Source organism: Streptomyces sp. NPDC046303 (assembly GCF_055588085.1).
Window position 1 is genome coordinate 189,270 of record NZ_JBVJFA010000007.1, and the last position, 24,883, is coordinate 214,152.

Genomic DNA, 24,883 nt, shown 5'->3' on the forward strand with positions numbered 1-24,883 from the left:
GGCATGCCTGCAATCAGTGTGAAGATCGAAGGGCTCGGATGTGAAAATTCCCTACAGGAGATATCTCTCCTGTCTAGTGGTGTCGGCGGTGGCGGGTAGCATGCTGCCGCAGGTCGCCTACGCGGCGACCCCGGGCGGCACGCCCTCGGGCGACGGCAAGGGCATCGTGGACACCATCACCGGATGGTTCTCCGACGATGACGACCAGCCGAAACCCCCGGTCGGCGGGAAGCTGGCGATACCCAGCCGGGAGAAGCTCCCGAAGGGCGAGAAGCTCCCCGAGGCCCGGCGGGTCAAGGAGCTGACCGAGCGCCGCACCGCGCAGTCCCGCTTCTGGCAGTTGTCCGACGGCCGGATCGAGGCCGAGCTGACGGCCGTGCCGACCGCGTACCGGTCGGGGAACTCCTGGAAGCCGATCGACACCGCGGTCCGGGCGACCGAGGACAAGGGCTTCGACTTCTCCAACACCGCGAACACCGGCAAGAGCTGGTTCGGTTCCGACGCCCGCAAGCTGATGCGCTTCGAGGCGGAGGACGGCCGCGCGCTGACCCTCGGCCTCACCGGCGCCGGTGCCCTGAAGCCCGAGGCGAAGGGCGACCGGGTCGTCTACCGGAACGCGGTCGCGGGCGCGGACCTGTCGTACCGGGTCGGCCAGGGCGAGGTGAAGGAGGACATCGTCCTGAACGAGCGGCCCACCGCGCCGGTCTCGTTCACCTTCACCCTCAACGCCGAGGGACTGACGCCGCAGGAGCGCAAGGACGGATCGGTCGCCTTCTACGGCGAGGCGCCGAACACGCCGGTGATGGTGATCCCGGCCCCGTACATGACGGACGCCAAGAAGGATCCGCTGTCGCCGACCGGTGGGACGTACTCCACGAAGGTCACGCAGAAGCTCGTCCGGGACGGCGAGGGCTGGAAGCTCACCGTCACGCCGGACGCGCAGTGGCTCGCGGCCGAAGAGCGCCAGTACCCCGTCGTCATCGACCCGACGATCACCGTGACCCCCATCGCCTCGGCATCGCAGGACACCATGGTCCTGTCCGACCAGGCGGCGGTGAACTTCAACAACACCTGGAAGCTCTCGGCCGGCAAGACCGACACCGGGATCGCCCGCTCGCTGATCAAGTTCCCGCTCACCGAGATCCCGGCGAACGTCAAGATCGACGCCGCGGACCTGAGCCTGTACTACGACCAGTCGCACACCACCAACGGCAACGCCGTCACCATCGCGGCGCACCGGGCCACCGGTGCCTGGGACGAGACCACCGCGACCTGGAGCAACACCAGCGCCCTGGTCGGCGAGCTGTCCGGCACCACCGTCCAGCTCGACGAGGGCGACGCGGGCACCGCGGCCACCGGCGAGTGGCCCACCGGTTCCACCACGGGCGGCGCCGCGACCAACGACGACTACGCGTACAACAAGAACGCGCTCACGGGTGAGACGTACACCTGGCAGCCCAAGGTGCCCCGGACCGCGACCTACCGGGTGGACGTGCACTACCCGGCCGCCGCGGACGCCGCCACGGCCGCCCCGTACACGGTCACGCACAACGGCGGTACGAAGAACTACACCGTCAACCAGACCGGCAGCGGCGGTGTCTGGAAGACCCTGGACACCAACGAGCTGAGCTTCGCCAAGGGCAACGCCGGCAAGATCGTCCTCGGGGACACCGGCAGCTCCACCACGCGCACGCTCGCCGACTCGGTCCGCCTGGTCGACCCGGCGCAGATCACCAAGCCCGTCGGCGTCTACAACCAGTGGCACGACTTCCCGGTCACCGACACCGTCCAGAAGTGGATCTCCGGCACGGCCGCCAACCACGGCTTCGTCCTGAAGGCCACGGACGAGTCGGGCACCGCACTGACCGGCGGTCCGCGCTACGAGGCGGCCGACGGCAACACCTACGGCGGCGAGACCTCGACGTACCCGCGGCTGACCGTCACCTACGGCCAGGTCGGCACCTCGCTGAACTCGCCGACCGTCGTCCGCTCGACGGGCCCCGAGCTGTCCTGGCCGGCGTACTCCAACAGCACCGGCGACACGAACCTCGACATCGTCGAGTACCAGCTGCACCGCTCCACGCAGCAGGCCTTCACGCCCGCGGCCGCGACGCTGATCGCCCCGATCCCGCCCACGGCCACCACGTACACCGACACCACCGCGGTGCCGACCCCGGACTCCAGCCCCTCGGAGATCGGCAAGTCGTACTACTACCAGCTGGCGGTCAAGACCAAGGGCGGGCAGGTCCTCGGGTCCCCCACCCGGATCGTGGGCATCCCGAAGGCCGGCCGGACGATGAAGATCATCCAGGCGGGCCAGACGGACACCACGCTCTCCTCCCTCCAGCCGACCACCAACCACGACGGCCTGAAGTCCTACAACATCGGACAGACCTGGCTGAGCGTCGGCAACAACTCCGGCACCTACGGCAAGACCCGCGCCGCCATCAAGTTCCCCACCACCGACATCCCCACCACCGCCACGGTGCTGGAGAACAAGATGTACATGTGGGGCGCCGAGACGACCAGCACCTCCAACGGCGCGATCTACGAGCTCCACTCGCTGACCCGCGACTTCACCGAGACCACAGCCACGTGGAACAACGCGAACGCGACCACCGCCTGGACCACGCCCGGCGGCGACTTCTCGGCGACCGTCTCCGACACCGTTCCGCAGATCACCGACGAGGTCGGCCGGCACTGGTGGGACGCGACCGGCCTGATGCAGGGCTGGGTTAAGACCCCCACCACCAACAAGGGCGTCCTGGTCAAGCTCAAGGACGAGACGACCACCGGCCCGCAGGAGCGCACGCTGTTCCTGTCCTCGGAGGCCGCGGACGCCCAGCTCCGCCCGTACATGCAGGTCATCTACGTGGACTCGACCACCGAGGACACCTACTACGCGCCGACCACCCCGGCCCGGATGACCCCGAACTCCCAGTACACGGTGGCGTTCACGGTCACCAACACCACCAGCACCGCCTGGGCCGCCGGTGAGCGCGAGCTGACCTACACCTGGAAGCTTCCCGACGGCACGGACGTGACCACTGGCGCCAACCAGCTCAAGACGGCGATCCCGGCCCTGCTGCCGGGCAAGTCCGCCACCATCCAGGCGCAGGTCAAGACGCCGATCAACTCGGACGAGGGCAACAAGCGCCTCGACTACGTGCTCGGCTGGGACGTCCGCAAGATCGCCGACGGCAGCTGGCTCTCCGCCGGCGCCCCGGCCATCGCGCCGCTGAAGCAGAACGTCACCGTCGAGGACCCCACCTCCAACACCCTCGGCCTGGAGAAGTTCTACGCCTACACGGGCAAGAACACCGGCGCCGGCTCGACGGTCATGAACAACCTGGCCTCCGGCAACAGCGTGTGGTCCTACAACGCGTTCAACAACCCGGGCCGCGGCGTGAACACCTTCGCCCGGCTCTCGTACAACTCCCTCGACACCAGCGACAGCGTCCTGGGCGCCGGCTGGTCCGGCCAGCTCGCCGGCCCGCTGCGCCTGGGCGCCCCGCTGGAGTTCCACCCCAAGCCCAACCCGACGGAGATCCGGCTCCCGGACGGCGACGGCACCACGCACGTCTTCCGCTGGGACGCCGCCACCAGCGCGTGGAAGGCCCCGGCCGGTGTGCACTTCAAGCTGGCCCCCAAGGCCGGCCTGGACTGCCAGCCGACGAAGGACCCGGTCCCGGACGCCTGGACGCTCACGCGCCCCGACGGCACGCGGTTCCTGTTCGGCTGCGACGGCCACCTCACGTCGCTCGTCGAGAAGAACGGCAACACCCAGACGTACACCTACGAGGAGCACAAGAACGGCGGCAAGCCCGCCCGCTACCTCAAGTACATCACCGACCCGGCCGGCCGGCAGTCGCTCACCGTCGAGTACTACCTGAAGCAGGACGCGACCTACGAGTACATCGACGCGACCGGCACCAAGGTCACCGGGACGAACCTGACGAACTCCAAGATCTACGACCACGTGAAGTCCATCACGGACGTCTCGGGCCGCAAGATCTCGTTCTACTACACGACCGCCGGCCTGCTCGGCCGGTTCACCGACGGTGTCGGCTCGTCCCAGCCCAAGGACTTCACGTTCACCTACGACGCCACGCAGGGGAACAAGAACGTCAAGCTGGTCAGGGCCACCGACCCGCGCGGCAACAGCACGCAGCTCGCGTACTACGCCCCGCAGGCCGGTGACGACCCGAAGTACCACTGGTGGACCAAGACGATCACCGACCGCCTGCTGGGCACCACCGGCTTCGGCTACGCCGTGAACGCGGGCAACACCAAGTTCACCGACACCGCGGTCACCGACGCCGAGAACCGGGTCACGACCCAGGTCACGGACGACTTCTTCCGCCCGGTCCAGGCCACCAACGCCAAGTCCCAGACCACCAAGATGAGCTGGGACGCGGACAACAACGTCACCTACCTGGAGGAGCACAACGGCGCGAAGACGGCCTACTGCTACGACCAGAAGACCGGCTACCCGCTGTGGATGCGCGACGCGGAGAACAACAAGGCCGGCGTCCCGCCGTCGGGCGACTGCGCTCCGGGCACCTACCCGGCGAACTCGGTGAAGTACGAGTACCAGACCCGGCTGGACGGCTACTCCGCCGACCTGTTCGCCAAGACCTCCGCGGCGGGCCGCAAGTGGCAGTTCGGCTATGACGCCTTCGGCAACCTGAAGACGGTCACCGACCCCAAGGGCGTCGCGACCGCCACCGCCGGCGACTACACCACGGCGTACGAGTACAACTCCTACGGCCAGCTGACCAAGGCGACCGACGCCAACGGCAACCCGACGACGTACGGCGGCTTCGGCCCCGCCGGCTACCCGGCGACGATCACCGACGCCCTGACCAAGTCGACGTCGTACGTCTACGACGCGCGCGGCCGGGTCACCGAGGTCACGGACCCGCTGGGCAAGAAGACCACGCAGACGTACGACACGTTCGGCCGTCCGCTGGTCAACACCGTGCCGAAGGACCAGAACGCGGGCGTGCTGATCACGACGCCGGCCCCGGTCTACGACGCCAACGACAACGTCACCACCTCCACGTCGCCCGGCGGCGCGGTGTCCACGGCGGTGTACGACGCGGCGGACCAGGTCTCCTCGGCCACCGCCCCGAAGGACACCCCGACGTCCGGCGAGCGCAGGTCGAGCTACACCTACGACAAGGTCGGCAACCTCAGGACGACGACCGAGCCGAAGGGCACGCTCACCACGTCGGACGCGACCGACTACGTCACCACCCACACCTACGACGAGATCTACCAGCTCACGTCCGTGGTGAACGCGGTCGGCGAGAAGGTCTCGTACTCCTACGACGGCGTCGGCAACCTGGTCAAGACGGTCGATCCGAAGCAGAACGCCACCTCGTCCCCCGACGACTACCGGTCCCTGATCGACTACGACCTGAACCACCGGATCACGGTCGCCACGGACGCCGCGGGCAAGACGACCAAGAAGTCCTATGACAAGGACGGCCTGCTCGTCTCCGCCACGGACGCGGAGAACAACACCACGACCGTCGTCTACGACGAGCGCGGCAAGCAGATCGAGGTCAAGGTCCCGTACTCCGGTACGACGGTCCGCTCGACGAAGTACGAGTACGACCAGGCCGGCAACACCACCAAGGTGATCACCCCGCGCGGTACCGAGACGGCCACGGTGGACGACTTCGCCCACCGCACCGAGTACGACGCGCTGAACCGCCCGGTCAAGCAGTACCAGCCGTACGACCCCAACGACGCCCGCTTCAACAAGGCGGACGTGTACACCCGGACGGACTACGATGCGGCGGGCCGGGTCGTCAAGACCTCGCTGCCGCCGTCGACGGGCCAGACGGTCCGCAACGACACCACGTACACCTACTTCGACAACGGCTGGACCAAGTCCTCCACCGATCCCTGGTCCATCTCCGCCAGCTACGACTACAACGAGCTCGGCAAGCAGACGAACCGCACGCTGACCTCGGCCGGCGGGTCCTCGGACCGCAGCATGACGTGGTCGTACTTCCCCGACGGCAAGCTGAAGTCGAAGTCCGACGACGGTGTGCCGGTGGGCAAGTCCGTGGTGCTGGTCGACAATTCCGACATCCAGAACACCGCCTCGACGGGCACCTGGACGAAGGGTTCGCTGACCGATCAGCACGGCTACGACCACCAGGTCCACGCCGCGGGCACCGGCACCGACGCGTTCACCTGGACGCTGAACGTCCCGAAGGACGGCACGTACACCGCGTACGTGAAGTTCCCGCAGGTGACGGGCGCCGCCACCACGGCCAAGTACACCCTCACCCACGGCACCACCACCGAGCCCGCGGTGACCAAGAGCCAGGCCACCGGCGCCGGCACCTGGGTCAGCCTCGGCTCGTACAGCCTCAAGCAGAGCGAGGCGACCAAGCTGAAGCTGGACCAGAACAGCGGCGGCGCCGTGGTCGCCGACGGCGTGAAGCTGGTGCGGGACACCACCGGTGAGACCGACAGCGAGAAGAAGACCTTCACCTACGGGTACGACGTCAACGGCAACCTGACGTCGATCGCCGACGCCTCCTCCGGGGCGAAGATCGACGCGTACGCGATGACGTACACGGGTCTCAACCAGATCCAGAAGGTCTCCGAGTCGCTGGCCGGCCAGGAGAAGAAGGCCACCAGCTACACGTACGACGCCAACGGCCAGCCGGAGACGGTCACCCACCCCGACCAGTTCTCCCGGTACACCTACGACCTGCGGTCGCTGGTGCAGAGCGTGTCGGTCGGCAAGACGCCGAGCGACGCATCGCCCAAGGTCACCGCTTACACGTACACGGACCGCGGCCAGAAGCTGCGGGAGACCAAGGCCAACGGCAACACGGTCGACTACACCTACCACCTCAACGGCTCGCTGAAGTCGTCGACCGAGAAGAAGGGCTCGGGAACCCTCGTCTCCTCGCACACCTACGCCTATGACGCCAATGGCAACAAGGCGCAGGACGTCGGTCAGAAGATGAACGCCGACAACCACGCGGCGTACCTCTCTTCCACGACCAACTACAGCTACGACCCGGTGAACCGCCTCGCGCAGTCGGTGAAGACGGGTACGGGCGCGGGTACGGAGACGTACGTGCACGACGACAACGCCAATGTCGTCAGCCAGACGGTCAAGGGCACGTCGACGACGTTCACCTACGACCGCAACCGTCTGCTGAGCGCGTCGATCGGCGGGCAGGCCGCCCATTACGACTACGACCCGTTCGGCCGGCTGGATTCGGTGACGAGCGCCGGCCAGGTCATCCAGCGCAACGTCTACGACGGGTTCGACCATGTCGTGGACGCGCAGAAGATGGACGGCCAGGGCACGCTGAAGTCCACGAAGTACACGTACGACCCGATGGACCGCACCGTGTCCAAGACGGCGGACGGCAAGACGACGGACTTCGCCTACCTGGGCCTCTCCCAGGAGGTCCTGGACGAGAAGGTCGCCGGCGCGCTGACGAAGTCGTACCAGTACAGCCCGTGGGGCGAACGCCTCTCGCAGGTCAAGCACCACACCGACGGCACGTCCGAGAACGGCTACTACGGCTACAACAGCCACAAGGACGTCGAGACGGTCACCGACAACAACGGTGACACCAAGGCCACGTACGGCTACACGGCCTACGGAGCCGACGACACCTCGGAGTTCACCGGCATCGACAAGCCGGACGCGGCCGACCCCACCAAGGAGGCGTACAACCCCTACCGCTTCAACTCCAAGCGCTGGGACGCCGGGTCCGGCACGTACGACATGGGCTTCCGCGACTACAACCCGGGCCTGAACCGCTTCACCACCCGGGACATGTTCAACGGAGCGCTGGCGGACATGCGCCTGGGCACCGACCCGTACACGAACAACCGGTACGCCTTCACCGGCGGCAACCCGGTCAGCCGGATCGAGGCGGACGGACATCAGCTCGAGGAATGCGCGAGCGGAATGTACGAATGCACGAACATGGGCACGGAGGTCGTCGGATACGGCTATCGCTATGAGGCCGAAGTCAAGGAAAGCGGCGGTGTCTTCGCCGACTCCTACATCGAGACCCTCGGTGCCCGGGACGCCGCCCGTGCGGTGGCCTGGAATGCCGGTCTGCAGGACGTCAGCGCGACGATCGAGCAGCTGAACAAGTACGTCACGCCCACCATGGCCACCTTGGAGGTCTTCGCGGACGCGAGGAAGAGCTTCAAGGAAATGCAGAAGTCGGACGTCCCCATGCTGAAGAGGATGGGCGACCGCGGAACTGCGTTCCTGGAAAGCTCCAAGGCCGCGAAGTGGGTCTCGACCGCCGCCGACACCAAGTGGTTCAAGGCGACCGGAAAGGTGCACGGCGGACTGGAGACCGTGGGTTCCTTCATCGAGGAGCTCATGGAGGGCGAGGACCTGATCACCGCGGGCGGCAAGGCCCTGCTCAAGGGAGGCCTGACCTCAGGCGGTGCCGCCATCGGGGCCCAGGCGGGCCTCGCCTGCGGACCCCTGGCATGGGTCTGCGTGCCGGCGGGTGCCGCGGGTGGTGCCTGGATCGGCAACGAGCTGGGAACCCTCGCCGATGAGCAATTGGACGAATGGGGGTTCTGGGAATGGACGGACGGCCTGTCCAAGGAGGACTGATCAAGCCGTTCCTTCTCCCGCCCTTCCCGCTCTTGAAGAACTGATCAAGAAGAACCGATCGCAGAAATGATCACGCCGCCGTGGCCACCGCATTTCCCGCGTGGCCACGGCGGCCCCCGACGCAAAACCCTCCGTAAAAGCGGAATGTAGGATCCCCCCGATCCACGAAAGAAGGAACGACATGTTCGACTCCACGGCCTCCGGCGGAAACCTCGGCCGGTTCCAGGCGGCTTCGGGTGCCCGTCCCGGCTCTCCGGCGGGTCTCATGCCGCGCTGCGCCGCAACCGTCATCGACCTGGTCATCGCCGTCGCGGTCATTCTCGTTCCGCTGGTCGGCCTCGACCGGATCCTGGCGGCCGCCGGTGTCGCCGAGGCCGGCGTGATCTGGCTCACCGCCGCCGCCCTCTGGGTCGCTGCCTTCTTCCTGCTGTACTCCCCGCTGAGCGTGTCGCGCTGGGGTGCGACTCCGGGCAAGCGGGCCCTGCGCCTCGAAGTCGTGCACTTCGAGACCGGCGAGCGCATCGGCTACGGCTCGGCCGTCGCCCGGCACTTCATGAACCTCGTGGTGACCGGCATCCCGGTGCTGTGTGTGGCCAACGTCTCGTCGATCAACCTCAGCAAGGACCGGCGCGGCATGCACGACAAGGCTTCGCACAGCGCGGTGATCCACTGCCGGTGACGGACGGCACGGACGGCACGGCCGGGGCCTGCTCGAAGGCCCGGGCCGCGGACGCCTTGGGCCGTCTCTTCCGGACCTTGCCCGACCGGCAGGGTCCGGCAGAGACGGCCTAAGGGCGGTCCGGGTCGGGCTTGCCCACGGGGTGCGGGGACGGGCCGGTGGAGCGGTGGCTGCCGGGGTCGTCGTCCGTACCCGAGCCCTGGTGCCCGCCGTTTCCCGACGCGGGCTGTTCGCCGCAGTAGCCGGGCACTTCCTGCTCGCCTCCGGCGGCGGTCACCAGCCGCCGCCAGGCCGTCGACTCCGCCGCCTTGCCGTGCCCCGTGACCTTCTCGTACGCGCTGCAGAGCGCCTCGTGGTCCCGGGCGGCGGACGGCTTCGCGGAACGCGGAGCGGGCAGCGTCTCCTGATCGAGCGGGGGCGTGGCCGGTACCGGCGAGCCGGCCGGCTCGTGCGGTGGCCGCGGCTGCGGTACGGAGGCGCTGCGGCGCGGCTTCGGCTCGGGTGCCGGGGCCTCGCGGAAGGGGGCGGGCAGCGCCCCGGCGGCGATCGCCACCCCGCCCAGGGTCACGCTGGCGAGCAGCGAGGCCACGGCCGTCTTCACGGAACGCCCCATCCGCCGCTCGGCGGCCGGGCGCCAGTCGTCCCGGCGCCGGGTACGGGCGGAGGCGTGCAGGGCGGAGGCGTGCAGCCCCTCGTCACGCGCGGCCCGGAAGGCGGCGACCGCGTGCGCGGCGCCGTCCCGGTCCGGCGCGGGTTGGTCGCATTCCTGCGGGGCGGGGCCCGGCGGGGGCGCGGCGGCACGCAGGGCGACGCGCAGCGCGTCCTCGAGGCCGACCCCCTGCCGGTCGCCCGGCCCGTCACCGTGCCCGTCGCGCTGCCGGCCGTCCGTCATCCCGTTGCCTCCCCTCATGCCCGAATCTCCTTCGCCAGTCGCTTCAGTCCGCGGTGCGCGGCGGAACGTACCGCACCGGGGCGTTTGCCGAGCACCCGGGCCGCCGCGGGGCCGTCGAGGCCGACGACCACCCGCAGGAGTACGGCCTCGGCCTGGTCCTGCGGCAGGCCCGAGATCAGTGCCAGTGCCTGGGCGGTCGAGAGGGCCTCCAGGACCTCCCCGGCCGTGTCCTTGGCGGCGGGCAGTTCCAGAACGTCCTGTTCGATCAGGGCCGGGCGGGGGCGGGACCTCATCCGCCGCACGTGGTCGAGCGCGCGGTGCCGGGCGATCGTCGCGGTCCAGCCGCGGAAGCCCGCCCCGTCGCCCCGGAACCGGCCGAGGTCTCGGGCGATCTCCAGCCAGGCCTCGGAAGCCACGTCCTCGGCGTCCTCGCCGACGAGTCCCCGCAGGTATCCCAGCAGCCCGGGGTGCACGCTTCGGTACGCGTATGCGAAGGCCGCCTCGTCACCGCCCTGGGCCCGTTCCACGGCCCGCGCGAGCGCCACATCGTGTGCAGCGGTGGGCTCAGTGCCCGTCCCCTCGCCCACACGATCCTCTTCGCTGCCGCACGCACAGAAACACCGGTTCCCGTTCTGGAACCGGACGGCAATCATCCTCTCAGATCAGCGCACCCCGGCCGCCACCCCCGACGGCTGCGGGCGGGCGCGACGCGTGCGGCGCCCGTGCAGCGTGAGGTAGAAGGTTTGGAGGGATTCCTGCGGGCCGATCTCGAACCGGTTCACGGTCCGGCCCAGCGGGTTCCACACCCGCCCGTCGGGCATCCGTACGCCCACGGGGTGCGCGAAACCGGAGTACAGCCGGTGCTCGGGGGAGAGGTCCACCCAGACCGCGCCGGCCTCGCGGACCAGCACCTCGCCGACGTACGCGCCGAGCCCGAGCAGGGCGCCGGACACCCGTTCCCGCTCGGTGCCGCCCTGGCGCAGGCCGTCGATCAGCCGGTCGACGATCCGCAGGCTGGCCGCGGTGTAGTCGAGGGGCAGCCGGGCCCTGGCGGCCGTCCGCTCGACGAACACGGACGCGTGGCCGCGCATGTCGCAAGCGCTCATCTCCTGGGCGGTCCGCCGGCCCGGCGTTCCGCTCGCGGTGTCGCTCATGTGCTCCCCACCGGTTGGCTCCGAGAGCCGGTGCGGCTCTCCGGATGGTCAAGCGGATCCGGCGGCCGGTTCATCACGGGTCGGCGACGTGACCTGCGTCACAGTCTCTGCGATCGCGGCACGCGGGGCGTTCCACCATGTCGGCGTCCTGGTCGGGTCCTCCCCGATGGCGGGGGCCTCCGCGACTAGCCTCCCCACCATGCTGCGCATCGCCGACACCCGCACCGGCCGCTCCGTGGAGATTCCTTCCGCACACCGCCACCTGCTGCGCATCTGCGTCCACCTGCCGGTCATCGACACCGCTGTCGGCGCCGCGCACGTGCGGGTGGCCCTGGTCGGCGACGTGCTCGCGCGCACCGCGGAGCTGCACGGCCTGGGATCGCAGACGGTCCTCATCACGCCGCGGGCACTCCCGGACGGGCAGGTCCGGGCGCTGGACCGGGCCATGTCGGATCTCGGCATCCACCCGCCCGCCACCGTCGGTGGACCCGATGTGGCCGAGGCGCTCTGCTCCGCTGCCGATGTGCACCTGCTCGCTCGGGGCGCCGCAGGCGCAGGCGCCGACGGCGGGGTCTGGATCGAGGTGGGCGGGGTGGGCGGGGTGGGCGAGGCAGGCCAGCTGGGCCAGGTGGGTCCGGCACCATCGGACGGAGGCCTCCCCGCCCCGGATCGCCTGGACGCGTTCGCCCCGGAGGGGACCGATCCGCTGGCCGTGCGGCTGCTGTTGCTCGGCCACGCCCACAGCACACCGGTCACGGTCACCGGCGCCGCGCTCGACGAGGCCCGGCAGACGCTGGACCGCTGGCGCCGGCAGGTGGCCGACTGGGCGCAGGAGCCGTCCAGGCCGATCCCTGCCGACGTGCTGCGGCAGTGTCATGCCGCGCTCGCCGATGACCTCGGCGTCCCCGCCGTCCTGGACCTGCTGGCGGGCGTGGCGGCGCGCGCCGACGTGCCGGCCGGCGCCAAGTTCGAGACCTTCGCCTTCGTCGACCGCGTGCTCGGGCTGGACCTCGCGCGCGAGGTCGGCCACCCGTACCGGGCGACACCATGACGCCGGATGGCCGAGCGGCCGCAGCACCCGGCGGCGCCGGCAGGCCCCCAGGCTGTTTCCGGTCACCCGGGAGACCGCGATACCCGCACGGGCGGCCGTCCCGCCGGCCTTCGCGGCAGCGGCAGGCACCCGGTCATCTACCGACTACCGGTGGCTGGCGCCCTGTTCACAGCTGTGACCACCGGGGAACACTGCCTCACCGTGAAGATCAGTGACCGGCACCGTGTACGGGGTCGGGGCGGCGCGGCAGCAGACCGACCGCCAGCGCGGGTACGCCGGCCAGCGCCAGCCAGGGGACGGCGGGCGGGAGGCCCAGGTCGAGGAGTGAGCCTGCCGCCGAGCTGCCCGCGAGGACGATCAGGCCGGACACCGAGGACAACGCGCCGGTATAGAGGCCGAGCCGGCCGTCCTCGGCGAGGTCGGGCACCCAGGCGCGGGCGGCCGGGACGACCAGCATCTGGCCCAGGGTCAGCAGGACCACGTACCCGGCCGCGGGCAGCAGCGCGGCGGGTCCCGTCCACTCCGCCGGACGCGCGGCGGCCACGACCGTGAAACCGGCCGCGATCAGCAGCAGCCCCGCGGCCATGGAGCGCCGCAGGTCGAGTCGGCCCTCCGCCCAGCGGGTCACCGGGAGCTGGGCGCACACGACCAGCAGGGACGACAGGGCGAACAGCCAGGACAGGGCCGCCTGGGAGCCGGTCACCCGCTCCACCTCGTCCGGCAGTGCCAGGTAGAGCTGGTTGTAGCCGAGCAGGTAGGCGCCGTACGCGCAGCACAGGGCCAGGAAACGGCGGTTGGCCAGCAGCATGCGGAACCCGCCCCGCCGCCGGGTGCGGACCCGGCCGGGGATGTGCTGCGGCATCAGCCGCGCGTGCCCGGCGAGGACGAGGACGAAGACCCCGGCCCCGGCGAGGCACACGGTACGGAAGTCCACGGCCAGCAGGAGGCCGCCCAGCAGGGGCCCGACGAAGGCACCCGCCTGCCCGGCCGCGCTGAACAGGGCCAGCGTCCGGGTGCGCGGTCCGTGGCCCTCCTCCTCCCGGACCGCCGCCTGCCGGGCCACCTCGGACTCCACCGCCGGGGAGAACAGGGCGGCGGCGAAGCCGATCAGCAGCACCGCGCCGACCACGGCCCAGGTCGCCTCCGCGTACCCCAGCCAGGCGAACCCGGCGATCCGCAGCACGCAGCCGATCAGGACGACCGGACGCACGCCGTAGCGGTCCACGAGCCATCCGCCGACCACGAACAGGCCCTGCTGGCTGAAGGTCCGCAGGCCGAGGACGAAGCCGACCATCCAGCCGGCCATGCCGATCGCGGTGCCCAGGTGCTCGGCGAGGAACGGCAGCACGGCGAAGAAGCCGATGTTGAAGGCCAGTTGGGTCAGGATCAGCAGGCGCAGCAGCGGCGACAGCTGCTTCCAGATGCGCTCGCGCGGGGGTTGGGGAGCCCGGGCGGAGCGGCGGCGCAGGACGCGGGAGAAGGTGCCGGTCATCGTGATCCGTTCAGTCCGAGGGCGCCGTGAGGACGGAGGTACGCGCCGGCTCCGGCACGCTCTGCGCCGACTCGCCGGTGGCTACCGCAGGCGCCGCGGGGTGTCCCGACGAGTGCCGCCTCGGCCGGGGCACGCCGTCTCCCCCCACCGCCTTCGGCCGGGGTGCCCCCCGCCTCGCCGCGCTCGCCGCCGTCACCGCGAGCGCGCCCAGGAGCGCGAGGACGGCGGCCGGGGCGAGAACGGCCCAGGGCGCCCGTTCCACGTACGGCTGGTTCTCGGCGAGCAGCAGGCCCCACTCGGGGGACGGCGGCTGGGAGCCCAGGCCCAGGAAGCCGAGGGCGGCCAGCGACAGGGCGACGCCGGGAAGCCGGAGCAGGGCATGGCGGATGACGGGCGGCAGGACGGCCGGCAGCAGGACGCGGGTGAGGACGTACCGGCGGCCGGCACCCAGGGAGCGGGTGGCGGTCAGGTACGTGGCGGCGCGCTCCTGTTGCAGCAGGGCCGATGCGTGCGTGGCCAGCGGCGACCAGGCGACGGCGGCCACGGCCAGCGCGGGGGTCCACGGGCCGCTGCCGGCGATACCGGTGACGAGCAGGCCGGCCAGTACGGGCGGCACGGCGTTGACGGTGTCGACCACGGGCCCGGACAGCCGGGGGAGCAGCCCCAGCAGCACACCGGCCACGAGGGCGGCGGCGCTCACCGCGAGGGCGGCGCCCAGGGTCGTCAGGGCGCCGTGCGCGATACGGGCCAGGACGTCCCGGCCGAGCGCGTCGGTGCCGAAGGGGTGGGCCGGGGACGGGGCGTGGAGACGGGCGCCGGTGTTCAGGGCGAGCGGGTCCCGGGGCAGGCCGGCGCCGATGAGGAGGGCGAGCAGCGCCCCGTACAGCAGCGGCGGCGTCCGCCGTGCGGGCGGTGCGGGCCGGCGCAGGGAGAGCAGGGCGCCGTCGCGCAGCGCGGGTCCGGTCAGCCGCCGGGCGGAGAGCCGGGCCAGGGCGCCGGCGGCGGCCGCGAGCAGCACCAGGCCCAGCGTGCCGGTCTGCAGGACGGGCAGGTCCTGCGCGAGGGCGGCGCGCAGCGTGAGCCGGCCCAGGCCGGGGATGTCGAAGATCTGCTCGACGGCGACCGAGCCGCCGGTCAGGCCGACGACGAACAGCCCGAGGTTGGGCAGGAGTCCCGGCACGCAGCTGCGCAGGGCCTGCCGCGCCACGGAGCGCGGCGGGACGCCTCGTGCGGCGGCGGCCGGCACCCACGGCGCGGTGAACGTGCCGGGCAGCAGATCGTCCAGCATCCGCCCGAGGACCGCGCCGGCGGGCAGCCCGAGGGCGAGCGAGGGCAGCACCATCCACTGCGGGCCGTACCAGCCCAGGGCGGGAAGCCAGCCCCACTGCACACCGATCAGCGAGGCGAGTACGGCGGCGACGAGGAACTCCGGCAGCGCGGCCAGCACCGCCGTCGCCGTGCCGCCGGCGGTCCGCTCGCCGAGTCTGCGCCGTGAACCGAGCCACAGGGTGCGGGCGCACACCGCGGCGGCCGTGCCCACGGCGACCGCGAGGGAACCGGCCATCAGCAGGAGCGAGACGCCGAGGGCCTCCGCCACGGACGGCAGGACGTCGGTGCCGGAGATCCAGGACCGGCCCGCGTCCCCGTGCAGCAGCCCGCCGAGCCAGTGCGCGAGCAGGGCCGGCGGGCCCTCGTCCAGGCCGAGTTCCGCACGTACCGCGGCCAGTGCCTCGGGGGTGGGGTCGTGCTCCACGGAGCGCGCCTTGAGCACGGTCACCGCCGGGTCGGTGTGCGAGAGCCACGGCAGCAGACCGACCCCGCACACCAGGGCCGCCGCGAGCAGGGCCCGCCACAGCAGCGTGGGCCCGCCGCTGCCGGGTATTACGAGGGTGCGCAGTGCGGTGGTCAGGGTTGCCGTGCCGCCCCGCGGGCGGCGGGACACACCGTTCAACGCCGGGTTCCCGTTCCGATCAACTGCCGCTCGAACGGGTCGAGCAGCGTGCCCTGCACGGAGGCGGCGATGCCGGTGGCGACCTTCAGGTGTACGAGCGGAACCACCGCGTCGGTGCCGAGGACCGCGGCCTCCGCCTTCATGGCGGCGTCCTGCCGCCGCGCGGTGTCGGCCACGGCCTGGGCGTCCGCCACGGCCCTGTCGGTCCCCGCGTCGCACAGCAGCGACAGGTTGTAGATCCCCGCGCAGGTGAAGTCGCTGCCGAGGACGGTGACGGGGTCGCCGGTGTCGAGCACCATGCTGCGGGAGGCGACGGCGGCGTCGAACTTCCCCGCGAGCAGGTCGCTTTCGATCCGCGCGTAGTCGCGCACCTCCAGCTTCACCGTGAACCCGGCCTTCTCGAGCTGCTGTTGCAGCACCTGGGCGGTCTCGGCGAGTTCGGACCGGCCGGTGTAGGTGGCGATGGTGATGCTCTTCCCGCCGGGTTCGGTGGCCCCGGCCCGCCCGGCGGGCTCGATCCGCTTGCCCGCAGCCCAGTTCAGGGCGGGGCCGTAGATGCCCCGGGCGGCCTCGGCGTTGCCCTCGTAGACGTCCTTGGCGATGACGGAGGTGTCGATCGCCTCGCGCGCGGCGGCGCGTAGCCCCGCGTCCGCGAAGGCGCCGGACTTGGTGTTGAGGTAGAGGCTGGTGTTGCGGGCGGTGTTCGTCTCGTGGACGGTGCCCTTGTCCAGGGAGGCGATCTGGGCCATGGGGAGGGCGTCGGCGATGTCGGTCTGGCCGGTGCGCAGGGCGTTGGCGCGGGCCGTGCCGTCCGCGACGAAGGCGGCGTCGATGCCCCGGGCCTGGGCGCGGCCGCCCCAGTAGCCGTCGAAGCGGTCCAGGGTGGCCGCCGTGTTGCCGGTGATCTTCGTGAGCGTGAAGGGGCCGGTGGCGGTGCCGACCGGGTTCACGGCGTGCTTGTCCCCGTACGCCTTCGGGGAGAACACCGCCAGGTTCGGGTTGGACATGCGCAGGGGCAGCACCGGGTCGGCCGCGTCGGTCCCGATCCGCACCTGGTCCTCACCCACCGCCTCGGCGGTCAGCTTGACGCCGGAAAGGGCAGTCGGGGCGGGCTGGGCTGCGGCGGCGTGAGTGAGGGCGGAGGCGACGGCCTGCGCGGTGACCTCGGTGCCGTCCTGGAACGTCGCGTCCCGCAGCGTGAACAGCCAGCTGCGGCCGCCCTGTTCGCCGGTCCACGACTCGGCGAGCGCGGGAACCGGGGTGCCGTTGGCGTCCAGCCTGGTCAGGCCCTCGGACACGCCCAGCCGGGACAGGAGGAAGGCGTCTTGGCCGTACGGGGAGAAGTTCCGGGTGGGCGGGAAGGCGAGCGCCACCCGCAGCCGGCTGCCGTCCGCGGAGCCGGAGGAGCCGGAGGACGCGCTGCCGCCGGAGGCGAAACATCCGGTGAGGAGCGGGGTGAGGAGCGGGGTGAGGAGCAGACCGGCTATCAGCCGACGACGGGGTGTACGCATGGTTCGCTCGTGCCTTCCGGGCCGATCAAGGGGAACGACACCGGAGAGTACATGATAATCATTTCCGTTTAAACTAACGGGACGGGACCTGAACCGCGAGACGGGGGCCGGCGCACCTACGGACCAGCTGGCGGTGCGCACGTCGGACGCGGAGGCGGCCACGACCCACTCAAGAGCCGCTGAGGCGAACCGGCCCGTGACGGGATCCCGTGACGGGATCCCGGGAGATGGCACCCGTTCGCCGGGGGAAAGTCCGGGAACGCCGATTGGGCCGGAATGTATCGGGGTACCCCTTTCCAGGTTTTTACCCCAACCGGGAGGTACGGAATGCCCAGCGTCAACCCCATCGAGGTACAGAAGGCCCTCAAGGGCGCGGAATACCCGGCGAAGCGCGACGACCTCGTGCAGCTGGCGAAGAAGAACGGTGCCGGGGAGAACATCACCCAGGAACTCGCCTCCTCGTCCAAGGAGCGGTTCAACGGTCCCGACGACGTTCAGAAGTCCGTGTTCGGCAGGGGCTAGCCAGCACCAGGGACCACATGCCTGTTCCGGCCGGGCGGCGGCGTTCACACGCCGCCGCCCCGTCGTACGCCCGTGTCCGTCCGACGACGTGGAGGCTGCCGCACCGTGACCGATGCCGATACCCGTACGACGGTCGTCGTGATCACGCGGAACCGCCGCGACCAGGTGCTCCACACGCTGGATCGCCTCGCCCGGCTTCCCGAGCGGCCGCCGGTGATCGTCACCGACAACGCGTCGCAGGACGGCACCGCCGAGGCGATCGCCCGTCTGCACCCGGACGTGACCGTGCTGCGGGCGGACCGCAACCTGGGTGCGGTGGGGCGCAACCTGGGCGTGCGCCGCGCCCGGACGCCGTACGTGGCGTTCAGCGACGACGACTCCTGGTGGGAACCCGGCGCGCTGGCCACGGCCGAGCGGCTGCTGGACGCCCATCCCCGGCTCGGACTGCTCGCGGCGCGCATCGCCGCGGGGCCGGGCGGCGTACCCGATCCGCTGAACACCATGCTGGCCGGCTCGCCGCTGGGGCAGAGCACCGACCTCCCCGGGCCGCGGGTCCTGGGGTTCCTGGCCTGCGCCGCCGTCGCCCGGCGCCAGGCGTACCTCGACGCGGGCGGCTACCACCCCGTGGTGTTCTTCGGCGGGGAGGAGACGCTCCTCGCCTACGACCTCGCGGCGCGCGGGTGGGGGGTGTGCCACTCTCCCGACGTGGTGGCGGTGCACCGGCCCACGGGCGCCCGGCCCGGACGCCCCGCCGTCCAACTGCGCAACGCCGCGCTGACCGCCTGGATGCGCCGCCCGCCGGCCGTCGCCCTGCGGCACAGCCTCGTACTGGCCGCCGCGGCCGGCCACGACCCGCAGGCGCGGCACGAGCTGCGCGAACTGCTCGCGCGACTCCCCGCGGCACTGCGCTGCCGCCGCCCGCTCCCCCCGGCCGTCGAGGCCGCCGCCCGCCGCCTCGACTGACTCCGCCCCGATTCAGCTCTTGCGGGCCAACGGCTGCCCCGCGAAGCTCACCCCTGCCAGGCCGTGGGCCATGAGGTTGCGGATGTTGCCGTGATCAGTGCCGTCCGGCGTCGCGAGCACACTGCGATAGTGCTCACCGAATGCCAGCAGCGCTTCCTGGTCGCTCAGCCCTTCCAGCAGGGCCAGTCCCAGGGTCTTGCAGGAACCTTCGTTCTCGCCGGCGGCATTTTCCCATTCCCCGTTACGGAACGCCTGCGGCTGATACGCGTAATGCGCGGCGACAAAGGCCAGGGTGTCGGCGAACTCGTGCTCACCTGACGCAAGGCTTGCCCGCAGCGAGTTCAGGTCGCTCATGTCATTTCCCTCGGGGTTGAACAGACGACCCTATTGCCGTCCGTGACCGGACGACAATACCCCCCTGGGAGTGCATAACCCGATCCCAGAACTGTCCCGAGCCGCCCCTCCCCGCAGTTCTGCCCGGTGCGGTGCGGTGCGGTGCGGTGCGGCGCGGGGCGGGGCGACGCGGGGCCGGCCTGCAGCGGCAGTGCGTCAGCTCTCGTCTGTCGTGTCGTCGCGCGCGGCTGCCTTCTCGCGCATCTTGCGCACCAGCTCCGCCTTCTGCTCGGCGGCACCCTGACGGTCGAGGTTGCGGTGCGGACCGTTGTTCTGCCGTTCGGCGCGGGACAGCTTCTTGCGCTGGCCGCCGCCCTGGCCCACGGGGTTGTTGATGTTCTTGCTGTCGGTCACGGGTTCTCCCGGTGCTGATGTGAAGTGATCTACGGATTCATCGGTGGGGGACGGGCGCGGCGACGTCGAACGACGTCAGCAGGGGCCCGTCACGCGCTCACTCGTAAATCGACGTCTGGAAGAACATGACAAAGACGTTACCCCGTCCCGGCAGCCCCGCCCGCCAATCTCTCCACCGCCCCGGCCCCGGCAGGGCGCGGGGTCAACGGCACAGTTCCATGATCGTGTCGTCGAAGTCCGGGAACTCCTGGGCCGCCAGCTCGATCACGGCGGCGGCTGACCGCCGCTGCTGCGGTGCGAATCCCTCGGCGATGGCCGCCAACTCCAAGTCGGGGCGCGCCTTCCAGTCGGGCTCGTACGAGGTGGCGGCTTCCCAGGGGCCGAAGCCGTCGGCCAAGAGCCACAGGAAGTCGCCCAGGTCGCGGGCGACGACACCGGTCTCTCCCTCGGACCCGAGGAAAACCACCGGCTGCTCGGCCAGCGGCCGGCCCGGGCGAACGAGCCAGAACGCCGCGTACCCACCCGTGCCGTCCTGTCCGAACACGCGGAAGTCGCGGCCGTCCAGTTCACTGTTCCCGGTCCATGCCTGGAACCAGTCGGTGGTCTCGTCAGCGGACAGGAAGGCCGCGAAGGGCTCGAAGTCGACCCCGGTCTTCCCGTCGGCGTAGTCGAATGGCACGGCCATCGCGGCGGCCAGCGCGGCGGGGAACTGTCGGTCATCGTGGGTGGGCGTCACGGGGACAGGCTAGCCAGGGGGTCTGACATCGACGCTCTACGGGCCGGGGTTGTCGGACCCCTGCCGGTCACTTTCAGGCGTTCGCGAGGACTGAGCTGATCAACGGTGCTGATGTGCGGACTACAGCCAGTCGCGCTTCTTGAAGATGACGTAGAGGCTCACGCAGACCACCGCCATCAGCAGGATCGCGAAGGGGTAGCCGACGGCCCACTTCAGTTCGGGCATGGTCTCGAAGTTCATGCCGTAGATCGTGCCGACCAGGGTGGGGGCGAAGAGGATGGCGGCCCACGAGGAGATCTTCTTGATCTCCTCGTTCTGTTCGAAGCCGGCCTCGGCCAGGGCTCGCATTTCGGCGTTCTGCTGTTGGGAGACCAGGGTGGCGTTGACCGTCAGGATTTCCGTGAGGGCCTGGCGGAAGCCGTCGACGCGTTCGCTGGTGTGGGTGACGTGGTCGGCCACGTCGCGGAGGTAGCGCTGGAGTTCCTCGTCCGTGCCGTACTTGGCGAAGCCCGCCATCAGGCCGTGGAGCATGCCGACCAGGGGGCGCGTGGCGCGCTGGAACTCGACCATTTCGCGGGAGAGTTCGTAGATGCGGCGGGAGACCGCCGGGTCGCCGCGGAAGACCTCGGTCTCGATCTCGTCGATGTCCGTCTGCACGCCCTCGACGACCGGGGCGTAGCCGTCGACCACCGCGTCGAGGATGGCGTACAGGGCGGCCTCGGGGCCGAGGGAGAGGAGGTCCGGGGTCTGCTCCATGCGGTGGCGGACCGTGGAGAGGTCGGGGGCGCCGCCGTGCCGGACCGTGATCAGGAAGTCCGGGCCGACGAAGACGTGGAGTTCGCCGAATTCCACCTCCTCCTGGGCGTCGAGGTAGCGGGCCGCGCGCAGGACGACGAAGAGGGTGTCGCCGTAGCGCTCCAGCTTGGGGCGCTGGTGGGCCTCGAGCGCGTCCTCGACGGCGAGTTCGTGGAGGTTGAACTCGGCGGCGAGGGAGTGGAGTTCGGGCTCCGTAGGGCGGTGCAGGCCGATCCAGGCCATCCCGTCGGGTTCTTCGCGCAGTTGCCGGAAGGTGTCCGCCAGGGTGGCGGGGGAGGCGACGCGGCGGCCGTCGCGGTAGACCGCCGAGTCGATCACGCTGCGGTGGTTCGGGGGCGTGGCGGCCGCCGGTGCCGGCGGCGGGGTGGCCGGGGGTCCCGACGGGGGAGTGGCGGGCGGGGAAGCGGGGCGACGCCATCCCGCGCGTTTTCCGGCGGGCGGAGGCGAGGGGCGGCGGTCTGGGCGCTCCGACATCGCAGGTCAGCTCCGGTCGAACGGCTGTTTACGGGCAAGGTGCAGGATATACGGGCGTTCCGGGGGAGGGCCGGGCCGCGGCGTTTCCCAGGGGACGGGGCGGCGACCAGCCCATGGAGCAGCTCGGGAAGCGGTCTGCGGGGATGGTTCGCCGGCTGCCGGCTGCCGGCTGCCGGCTGCGGGCTGCCGGGGCACGTCCGGAATAAGGACAGTGGGTGTCCGCAAGGGTGGATAGCTTGCTGTCATGGCCTCCAGGACATCGCACGCCGTACTCGACAACCGCTCGCTCAACCGTGCCACGCTCGCCCGCCAGCTCCTGCTGAGCCGCGCCGAGATGTCCGCGCGGGACGCCGTCGGGCACCTCCTCGGACTTCAGGCGCAGAACGTGAAACCGCCCTACTTCCAGCTGCACGCCCGCCTCGCCGGTTTCCGCCCCGCCGAGCTGGCCGGGCTCATGGAGTCCCGGGAGGTGGTCCGGATGGTTACCATGCGGTCGACGATCCACACGCACACCGCGGACGACGCTCTGACCCTGCGGCCCCTGGTCCAGCCCGCCCGCGACCGCGAGGTGAACTACTTCCGCAAGGGACTCGTCGGCGTGGACCTGGACCGGCTCGCCGAGCTCGCCCGTGTCTTCGTCGACGCCGAACCGCGCACCATGGCCGAGCTCCGCGAGGAGCTGCTCGGGGAATGGCCCGACGCCGACCCGCAGTCCCTCTCCGTCGCCGCCCGCTGCCGGCTGCCGCTGGTCCAGGTCACTCCCCGTGGCGTGTGGGGGCGCAGCGGACAGGTCCGGCTCACCACCGTGGAGAACTGGCTCGGGCGGCCCGCCGGCTCCCCGCAGCCCGTGGACGAGGTCGTCCTGCGCTACCTCGCCGCGTTCGGTCCCGCCTCCGTGAAGGACATGCAGGTGTGGGCCGGCCTGACCCGGCTGCGCGAGGTGTTCGAACGGCTGCGCCCCGCTCTGGCCGTCTTCCGGGACGAGAACGGCGTGGAGCTCTTCGACCTGCCCGACGCGCCCCGGCCCGACGCGGACACTCCGGCGCCGCCCCGTTTCCTTCCCGAGTTCGACAACCTCCTCCTCTCGCATGCCGACCGCACCCGCGTGGTCCCGCCCGAGATCAAGGGCCGCACCTGGACGGGGAACCAGGCCCACCGCACCCTGCTCGTCGACGGCTTCCTCGCAGGTCTCTGGAGGCAGGACGGAGAAACGCTCACCATCCAGCTGTTCCGCGACACCTCCGCGGCGCGGAAGGAGGAGATCGCCGCCGAGGGGGAAGAGATGGTGAGGGTGATGGGCGACCGCCTCGAAGGCCCGGAGGGCCCGGGCGAGGGCCCCGAGGACCCGGGGACGAACCCCGGAAGGAACACCGGGGAGCCGGGCAAGGTCTCCGTACGCTTCGGGTCAATCCACGGCTGACGCGGCGCTGGTGGTACGTACGCCCCACGGGGCACGATGCCCGGCATGACATGACGACCGCATGGCCGACCAGCCGACCAGCCGACCAGCCGACCAGCCGACCAGCCGACCAGCCCACCAGTCGCCCAGCCGACCGCCTGACCGCCGCCGGTCCCGACGCCGGCGCCCCTCCATGCAGTTGCCCCGATACCAGGAGAGAGCAATGCGGATTCCGATGACCGTCGCGGACTTCCTCGACCGGGCCGAGCTGGGGTTCGCCCACAGCCCCGGCGTGGTCGACGAGCCGGACCAGCCTGCCGCGCCCGTGCCCGTATCGACGTACGGGCGGCTGGGCGAGCGGGTTCGGGCCTGGCAGGCCGGGTTCGACCGGCTCGGTGTCGGCGAGGGCGAGCGGGTGGCGGTGGTCAGCCACAACTCCGCGCGGATGCTGGAGCTGTTGTTCGCGGTGCCGATGAGCGGTCGCATCTGCGTGCCGGTCAACTTCCGCCTCAAGCCCGAGGAGGTCGACTACGTGGTGCGGCAGAGCGGGGCCTCGGTCCTGCTCGTCGACCCGGAGCTGGACGACGCGCTCGCCGGCGTCACGGCCCGCCACCGGTTCGTTCTCGGAGCACAGACGGAGAGCGAGCTGATGCGCTTCGGCGTCGCGCCGCGCCCCTGGTCGCACCCGGACGAGGACGCCACCGCGACGATCAACTACACGTCGGGCACCACCGCCCGTCCCAAAGGCGTACGCCTGACCCACCGCAACATCTGGGTCAACGGCCTGACCTTCGGGCTGCACACCCGGGTGTGGGAGCGCGACGTCTACATGCACACGCTGCCGATGTTCCACTGCAACGGCTGGGGAATGCCGTACGTGATGGCCGGACTCGGCGTCAAGCAGGTGGTGCTGCGCAAGGTCGACGGCGCCGAGATCCTGCGCCGGGTCGACGAACACGGCGTCACCCTCATGTGCGGCGCGCCCGCGGTGTGGAACGCGGTCCTGGACGCGGCGGCGTCCTGGGAGGGCGAGATCCCAGGCCGTGACCGCGTACGGATCGTCTGCGCGGGGGCTCCTCCGCCGAGCAAGACGATCCAGCGGGTCGGGGAGGAGCTGGGCTGGGAATTCACGCAGATCTACGGCCTGACCGAGACCTCGCCGCTGCTCACCTTCAACCGGGCGAGGCCCGCCGACGCGGACCTGCCGGCCGAGGAGCGGGCGCGCAAGCTGTCCCGTGCGGGGCTGCCCGCTCTCGGCGTGAAGCTGAAGGTCTCCGAGTCCGGTGAGGTCCTGGCCCGGTCGAACGTCGTGCTCGACGGGTACTGGGACAAGCCCGAGGAGACTGCGGACGCCCTCGAGGGAGGCTGGTTCCACACCGGTGACGGCGGCACGATCGACGACGCGGACGGGCACCTGACGATCTCCGACCGGAAGAAGGACGTGATCATCACCGGCGGCGAGAACGTCTCGTCGATCGAGGTGGAGGATACGATCTTCAGCCATCCGGCGGTCGCCGAGGTCGCCGTCATCGGTGTGCCGCACGAGAAGTGGGGCGAGACGATCAAGGCGCTCGTGGTCCTCGCCGAGGGGGCCACCGCGCAGGAGTCCGACATCATCGCCCACTGCAAGCAGCGGATGGCCGGCTACAAGGCGCCGACGACGGTCGAGTTCCGCGACGCCATCCCCCGGACGGCCACCGGAAAGATCCAGAAGTTCAAGCTCCGCCAGCCGTACTGGTCCGGCCTGGAGCGAGAGGTCAACTGAGCGGCGGCGGTGACGAACCTGTACGGTGGGAATCCGCGCGGACCGGACCGGCAGCGGATTCCAACCGGCCACAGGTTCCTTCCTCAGATCTCCCCGGGC

Annotated in this window: 17 protein-coding genes; 7 read left to right on the top strand and 10 right to left on the bottom strand. The window is 70.9% G+C overall.

What is annotated here, in order from left to right; translation table 11 throughout:
• The first annotated feature begins 100 nt into the window (after positions 1–100).
• On the top strand, positions 101–8,632 hold the full coding sequence (locus ACZ6I1_RS10025) for a golvesin C-terminal-like domain-containing protein (protein ID WP_469285311.1): 8,532 nt from the start codon (positions 101–103) through the stop codon (positions 8,630–8,632).
• 181 nt (positions 8,633–8,813) lie between these two features.
• Positions 8,814–9,311 carry an RDD family protein gene (locus tag ACZ6I1_RS10030; RefSeq protein ID WP_469285190.1) on the top strand — a complete coding sequence of 166 codons (498 nt, stop codon included), beginning with the start codon at positions 8,814–8,816 and terminating at the stop codon, positions 9,309–9,311.
• Positions 9,312–9,420: 109 nt separating this feature from the next.
• On the opposite strand, the gene ACZ6I1_RS10035 is transcribed toward ACZ6I1_RS10030, so the two are convergent.
• The 3 genes from ACZ6I1_RS10035 to ACZ6I1_RS10045 form a co-directional block, all read right to left on the bottom strand.
• Positions 9,421–10,221: a hypothetical protein gene (locus ACZ6I1_RS10035; RefSeq protein WP_469285192.1), complete on the bottom strand. Its 801-nt coding sequence runs from the start codon at positions 10,219–10,221 to the stop codon at positions 9,421–9,423.
• Positions 10,218–10,790, bottom strand: coding sequence for an RNA polymerase sigma factor (locus ACZ6I1_RS10040; RefSeq protein WP_469285194.1), 573 nt, complete (start codon positions 10,788–10,790; stop codon positions 10,218–10,220). The genes ACZ6I1_RS10035 and ACZ6I1_RS10040 overlap by 4 nt, the downstream gene beginning before the upstream one ends.
• A 75-nt stretch (positions 10,791–10,865) precedes the next feature.
• Positions 10,866–11,357, bottom strand: coding sequence for a hypothetical protein (locus ACZ6I1_RS10045; RefSeq protein ID WP_469285196.1), 492 nt, complete (start codon positions 11,355–11,357; stop codon positions 10,866–10,868).
• Positions 11,358–11,556: 199 nt separating this feature from the next.
• Between ACZ6I1_RS10045 and ACZ6I1_RS10050 the strand changes: the two genes are divergently transcribed.
• Complete coding sequence (locus tag ACZ6I1_RS10050) at positions 11,557–12,408, top strand: hypothetical protein (RefSeq protein ID WP_469285198.1); 852 nt, start codon at positions 11,557–11,559, stop codon at positions 12,406–12,408.
• Between the two features lie 208 nt (positions 12,409–12,616).
• Here the strand turns inward: ACZ6I1_RS10050 and ACZ6I1_RS10055 are convergent, their stop codons facing one another.
• From ACZ6I1_RS10055 to ACZ6I1_RS10065, 3 genes are all read right to left on the bottom strand, one after another.
• Positions 12,617–13,900, bottom strand: a complete 1,284-nt coding sequence (locus tag ACZ6I1_RS10055) for an MDR family MFS transporter (RefSeq protein ID WP_469285201.1) — start codon at positions 13,898–13,900, stop codon at positions 12,617–12,619.
• Positions 13,901–13,910: 10 nt separating this feature from the next.
• On the bottom strand, positions 13,911–15,743 hold the full coding sequence (locus tag ACZ6I1_RS10060) for an ABC transporter permease subunit (protein ID WP_469285313.1): 1,833 nt from the start codon (positions 15,741–15,743) through the stop codon (positions 13,911–13,913).
• 104 nt (positions 15,744–15,847) lie between these two features.
• The gene (locus tag ACZ6I1_RS10065; protein WP_469285203.1) at positions 15,848–17,362 is read right to left on the bottom strand and encodes an ABC transporter substrate-binding protein; all 1,515 of its coding nucleotides are present in this window, start codon (positions 17,360–17,362) and stop codon (positions 15,848–15,850) included.
• 327 nt (positions 17,363–17,689) lie between these two features.
• Here ACZ6I1_RS10065 and ACZ6I1_RS10070 point away from each other — a divergent pair, with 327 nt between their 5' ends.
• Together ACZ6I1_RS10070 and ACZ6I1_RS10075 are read left to right on the top strand one after the other, a co-directional pair.
• Complete coding sequence (locus ACZ6I1_RS10070; RefSeq protein WP_469285205.1) at positions 17,690–17,884, top strand: DUF2795 domain-containing protein; 195 nt, start codon at positions 17,690–17,692, stop codon at positions 17,882–17,884.
• A gap of 105 nt (positions 17,885–17,989) precedes the next feature.
• The gene (locus tag ACZ6I1_RS10075) at positions 17,990–18,847 is read left to right on the top strand and encodes a glycosyltransferase (RefSeq protein WP_469285207.1); all 858 of its coding nucleotides are present in this window, start codon (positions 17,990–17,992) and stop codon (positions 18,845–18,847) included.
• A 12-nt stretch (positions 18,848–18,859) separates the two neighbouring features.
• Here the strand turns inward: ACZ6I1_RS10075 and ACZ6I1_RS10080 are convergent, their stop codons facing one another.
• From ACZ6I1_RS10080 to ACZ6I1_RS10095, 4 genes are all read right to left on the bottom strand, one after another.
• On the bottom strand, positions 18,860–19,201 hold the full coding sequence (locus ACZ6I1_RS10080; RefSeq protein WP_469285209.1) for a HopJ type III effector protein: 342 nt from the start codon (positions 19,199–19,201) through the stop codon (positions 18,860–18,862).
• 195 nt (positions 19,202–19,396) lie between these two features.
• On the bottom strand, positions 19,397–19,594 hold the full coding sequence (locus ACZ6I1_RS10085; RefSeq protein ID WP_469285212.1) for a DUF6243 family protein: 198 nt from the start codon (positions 19,592–19,594) through the stop codon (positions 19,397–19,399).
• Positions 19,595–19,796: 202 nt separating this feature from the next.
• Positions 19,797–20,279 (bottom strand): SMI1/KNR4 family protein, encoded by a 483-nt coding sequence (locus tag ACZ6I1_RS10090; RefSeq protein ID WP_469285315.1) that lies wholly within the window; start codon positions 20,277–20,279, stop codon positions 19,797–19,799.
• Between the two features lie 171 nt (positions 20,280–20,450).
• Positions 20,451–21,620, bottom strand: a complete 1,170-nt coding sequence (locus ACZ6I1_RS10095; protein WP_469285214.1) for a magnesium and cobalt transport protein CorA — start codon at positions 21,618–21,620, stop codon at positions 20,451–20,453.
• 244 nt (positions 21,621–21,864) lie between these two features.
• On the opposite strand from ACZ6I1_RS10095, the gene ACZ6I1_RS10100 reads away from it, so the two are divergent.
• Together ACZ6I1_RS10100 and ACZ6I1_RS10105 are read left to right on the top strand one after the other, a co-directional pair.
• Entirely contained in the window at positions 21,865–23,040 is a 1,176-nt protein-coding gene (locus ACZ6I1_RS10100) for a winged helix DNA-binding domain-containing protein (protein ID WP_469285215.1), read from the top strand.
• A gap of 202 nt (positions 23,041–23,242) precedes the next feature.
• Positions 23,243–24,784: an AMP-binding protein gene (locus ACZ6I1_RS10105; RefSeq protein WP_469285217.1), complete on the top strand. Its 1,542-nt coding sequence runs from the start codon at positions 23,243–23,245 to the stop codon at positions 24,782–24,784.
• Positions 24,785–24,883: the final 99 nt, after the last annotated feature.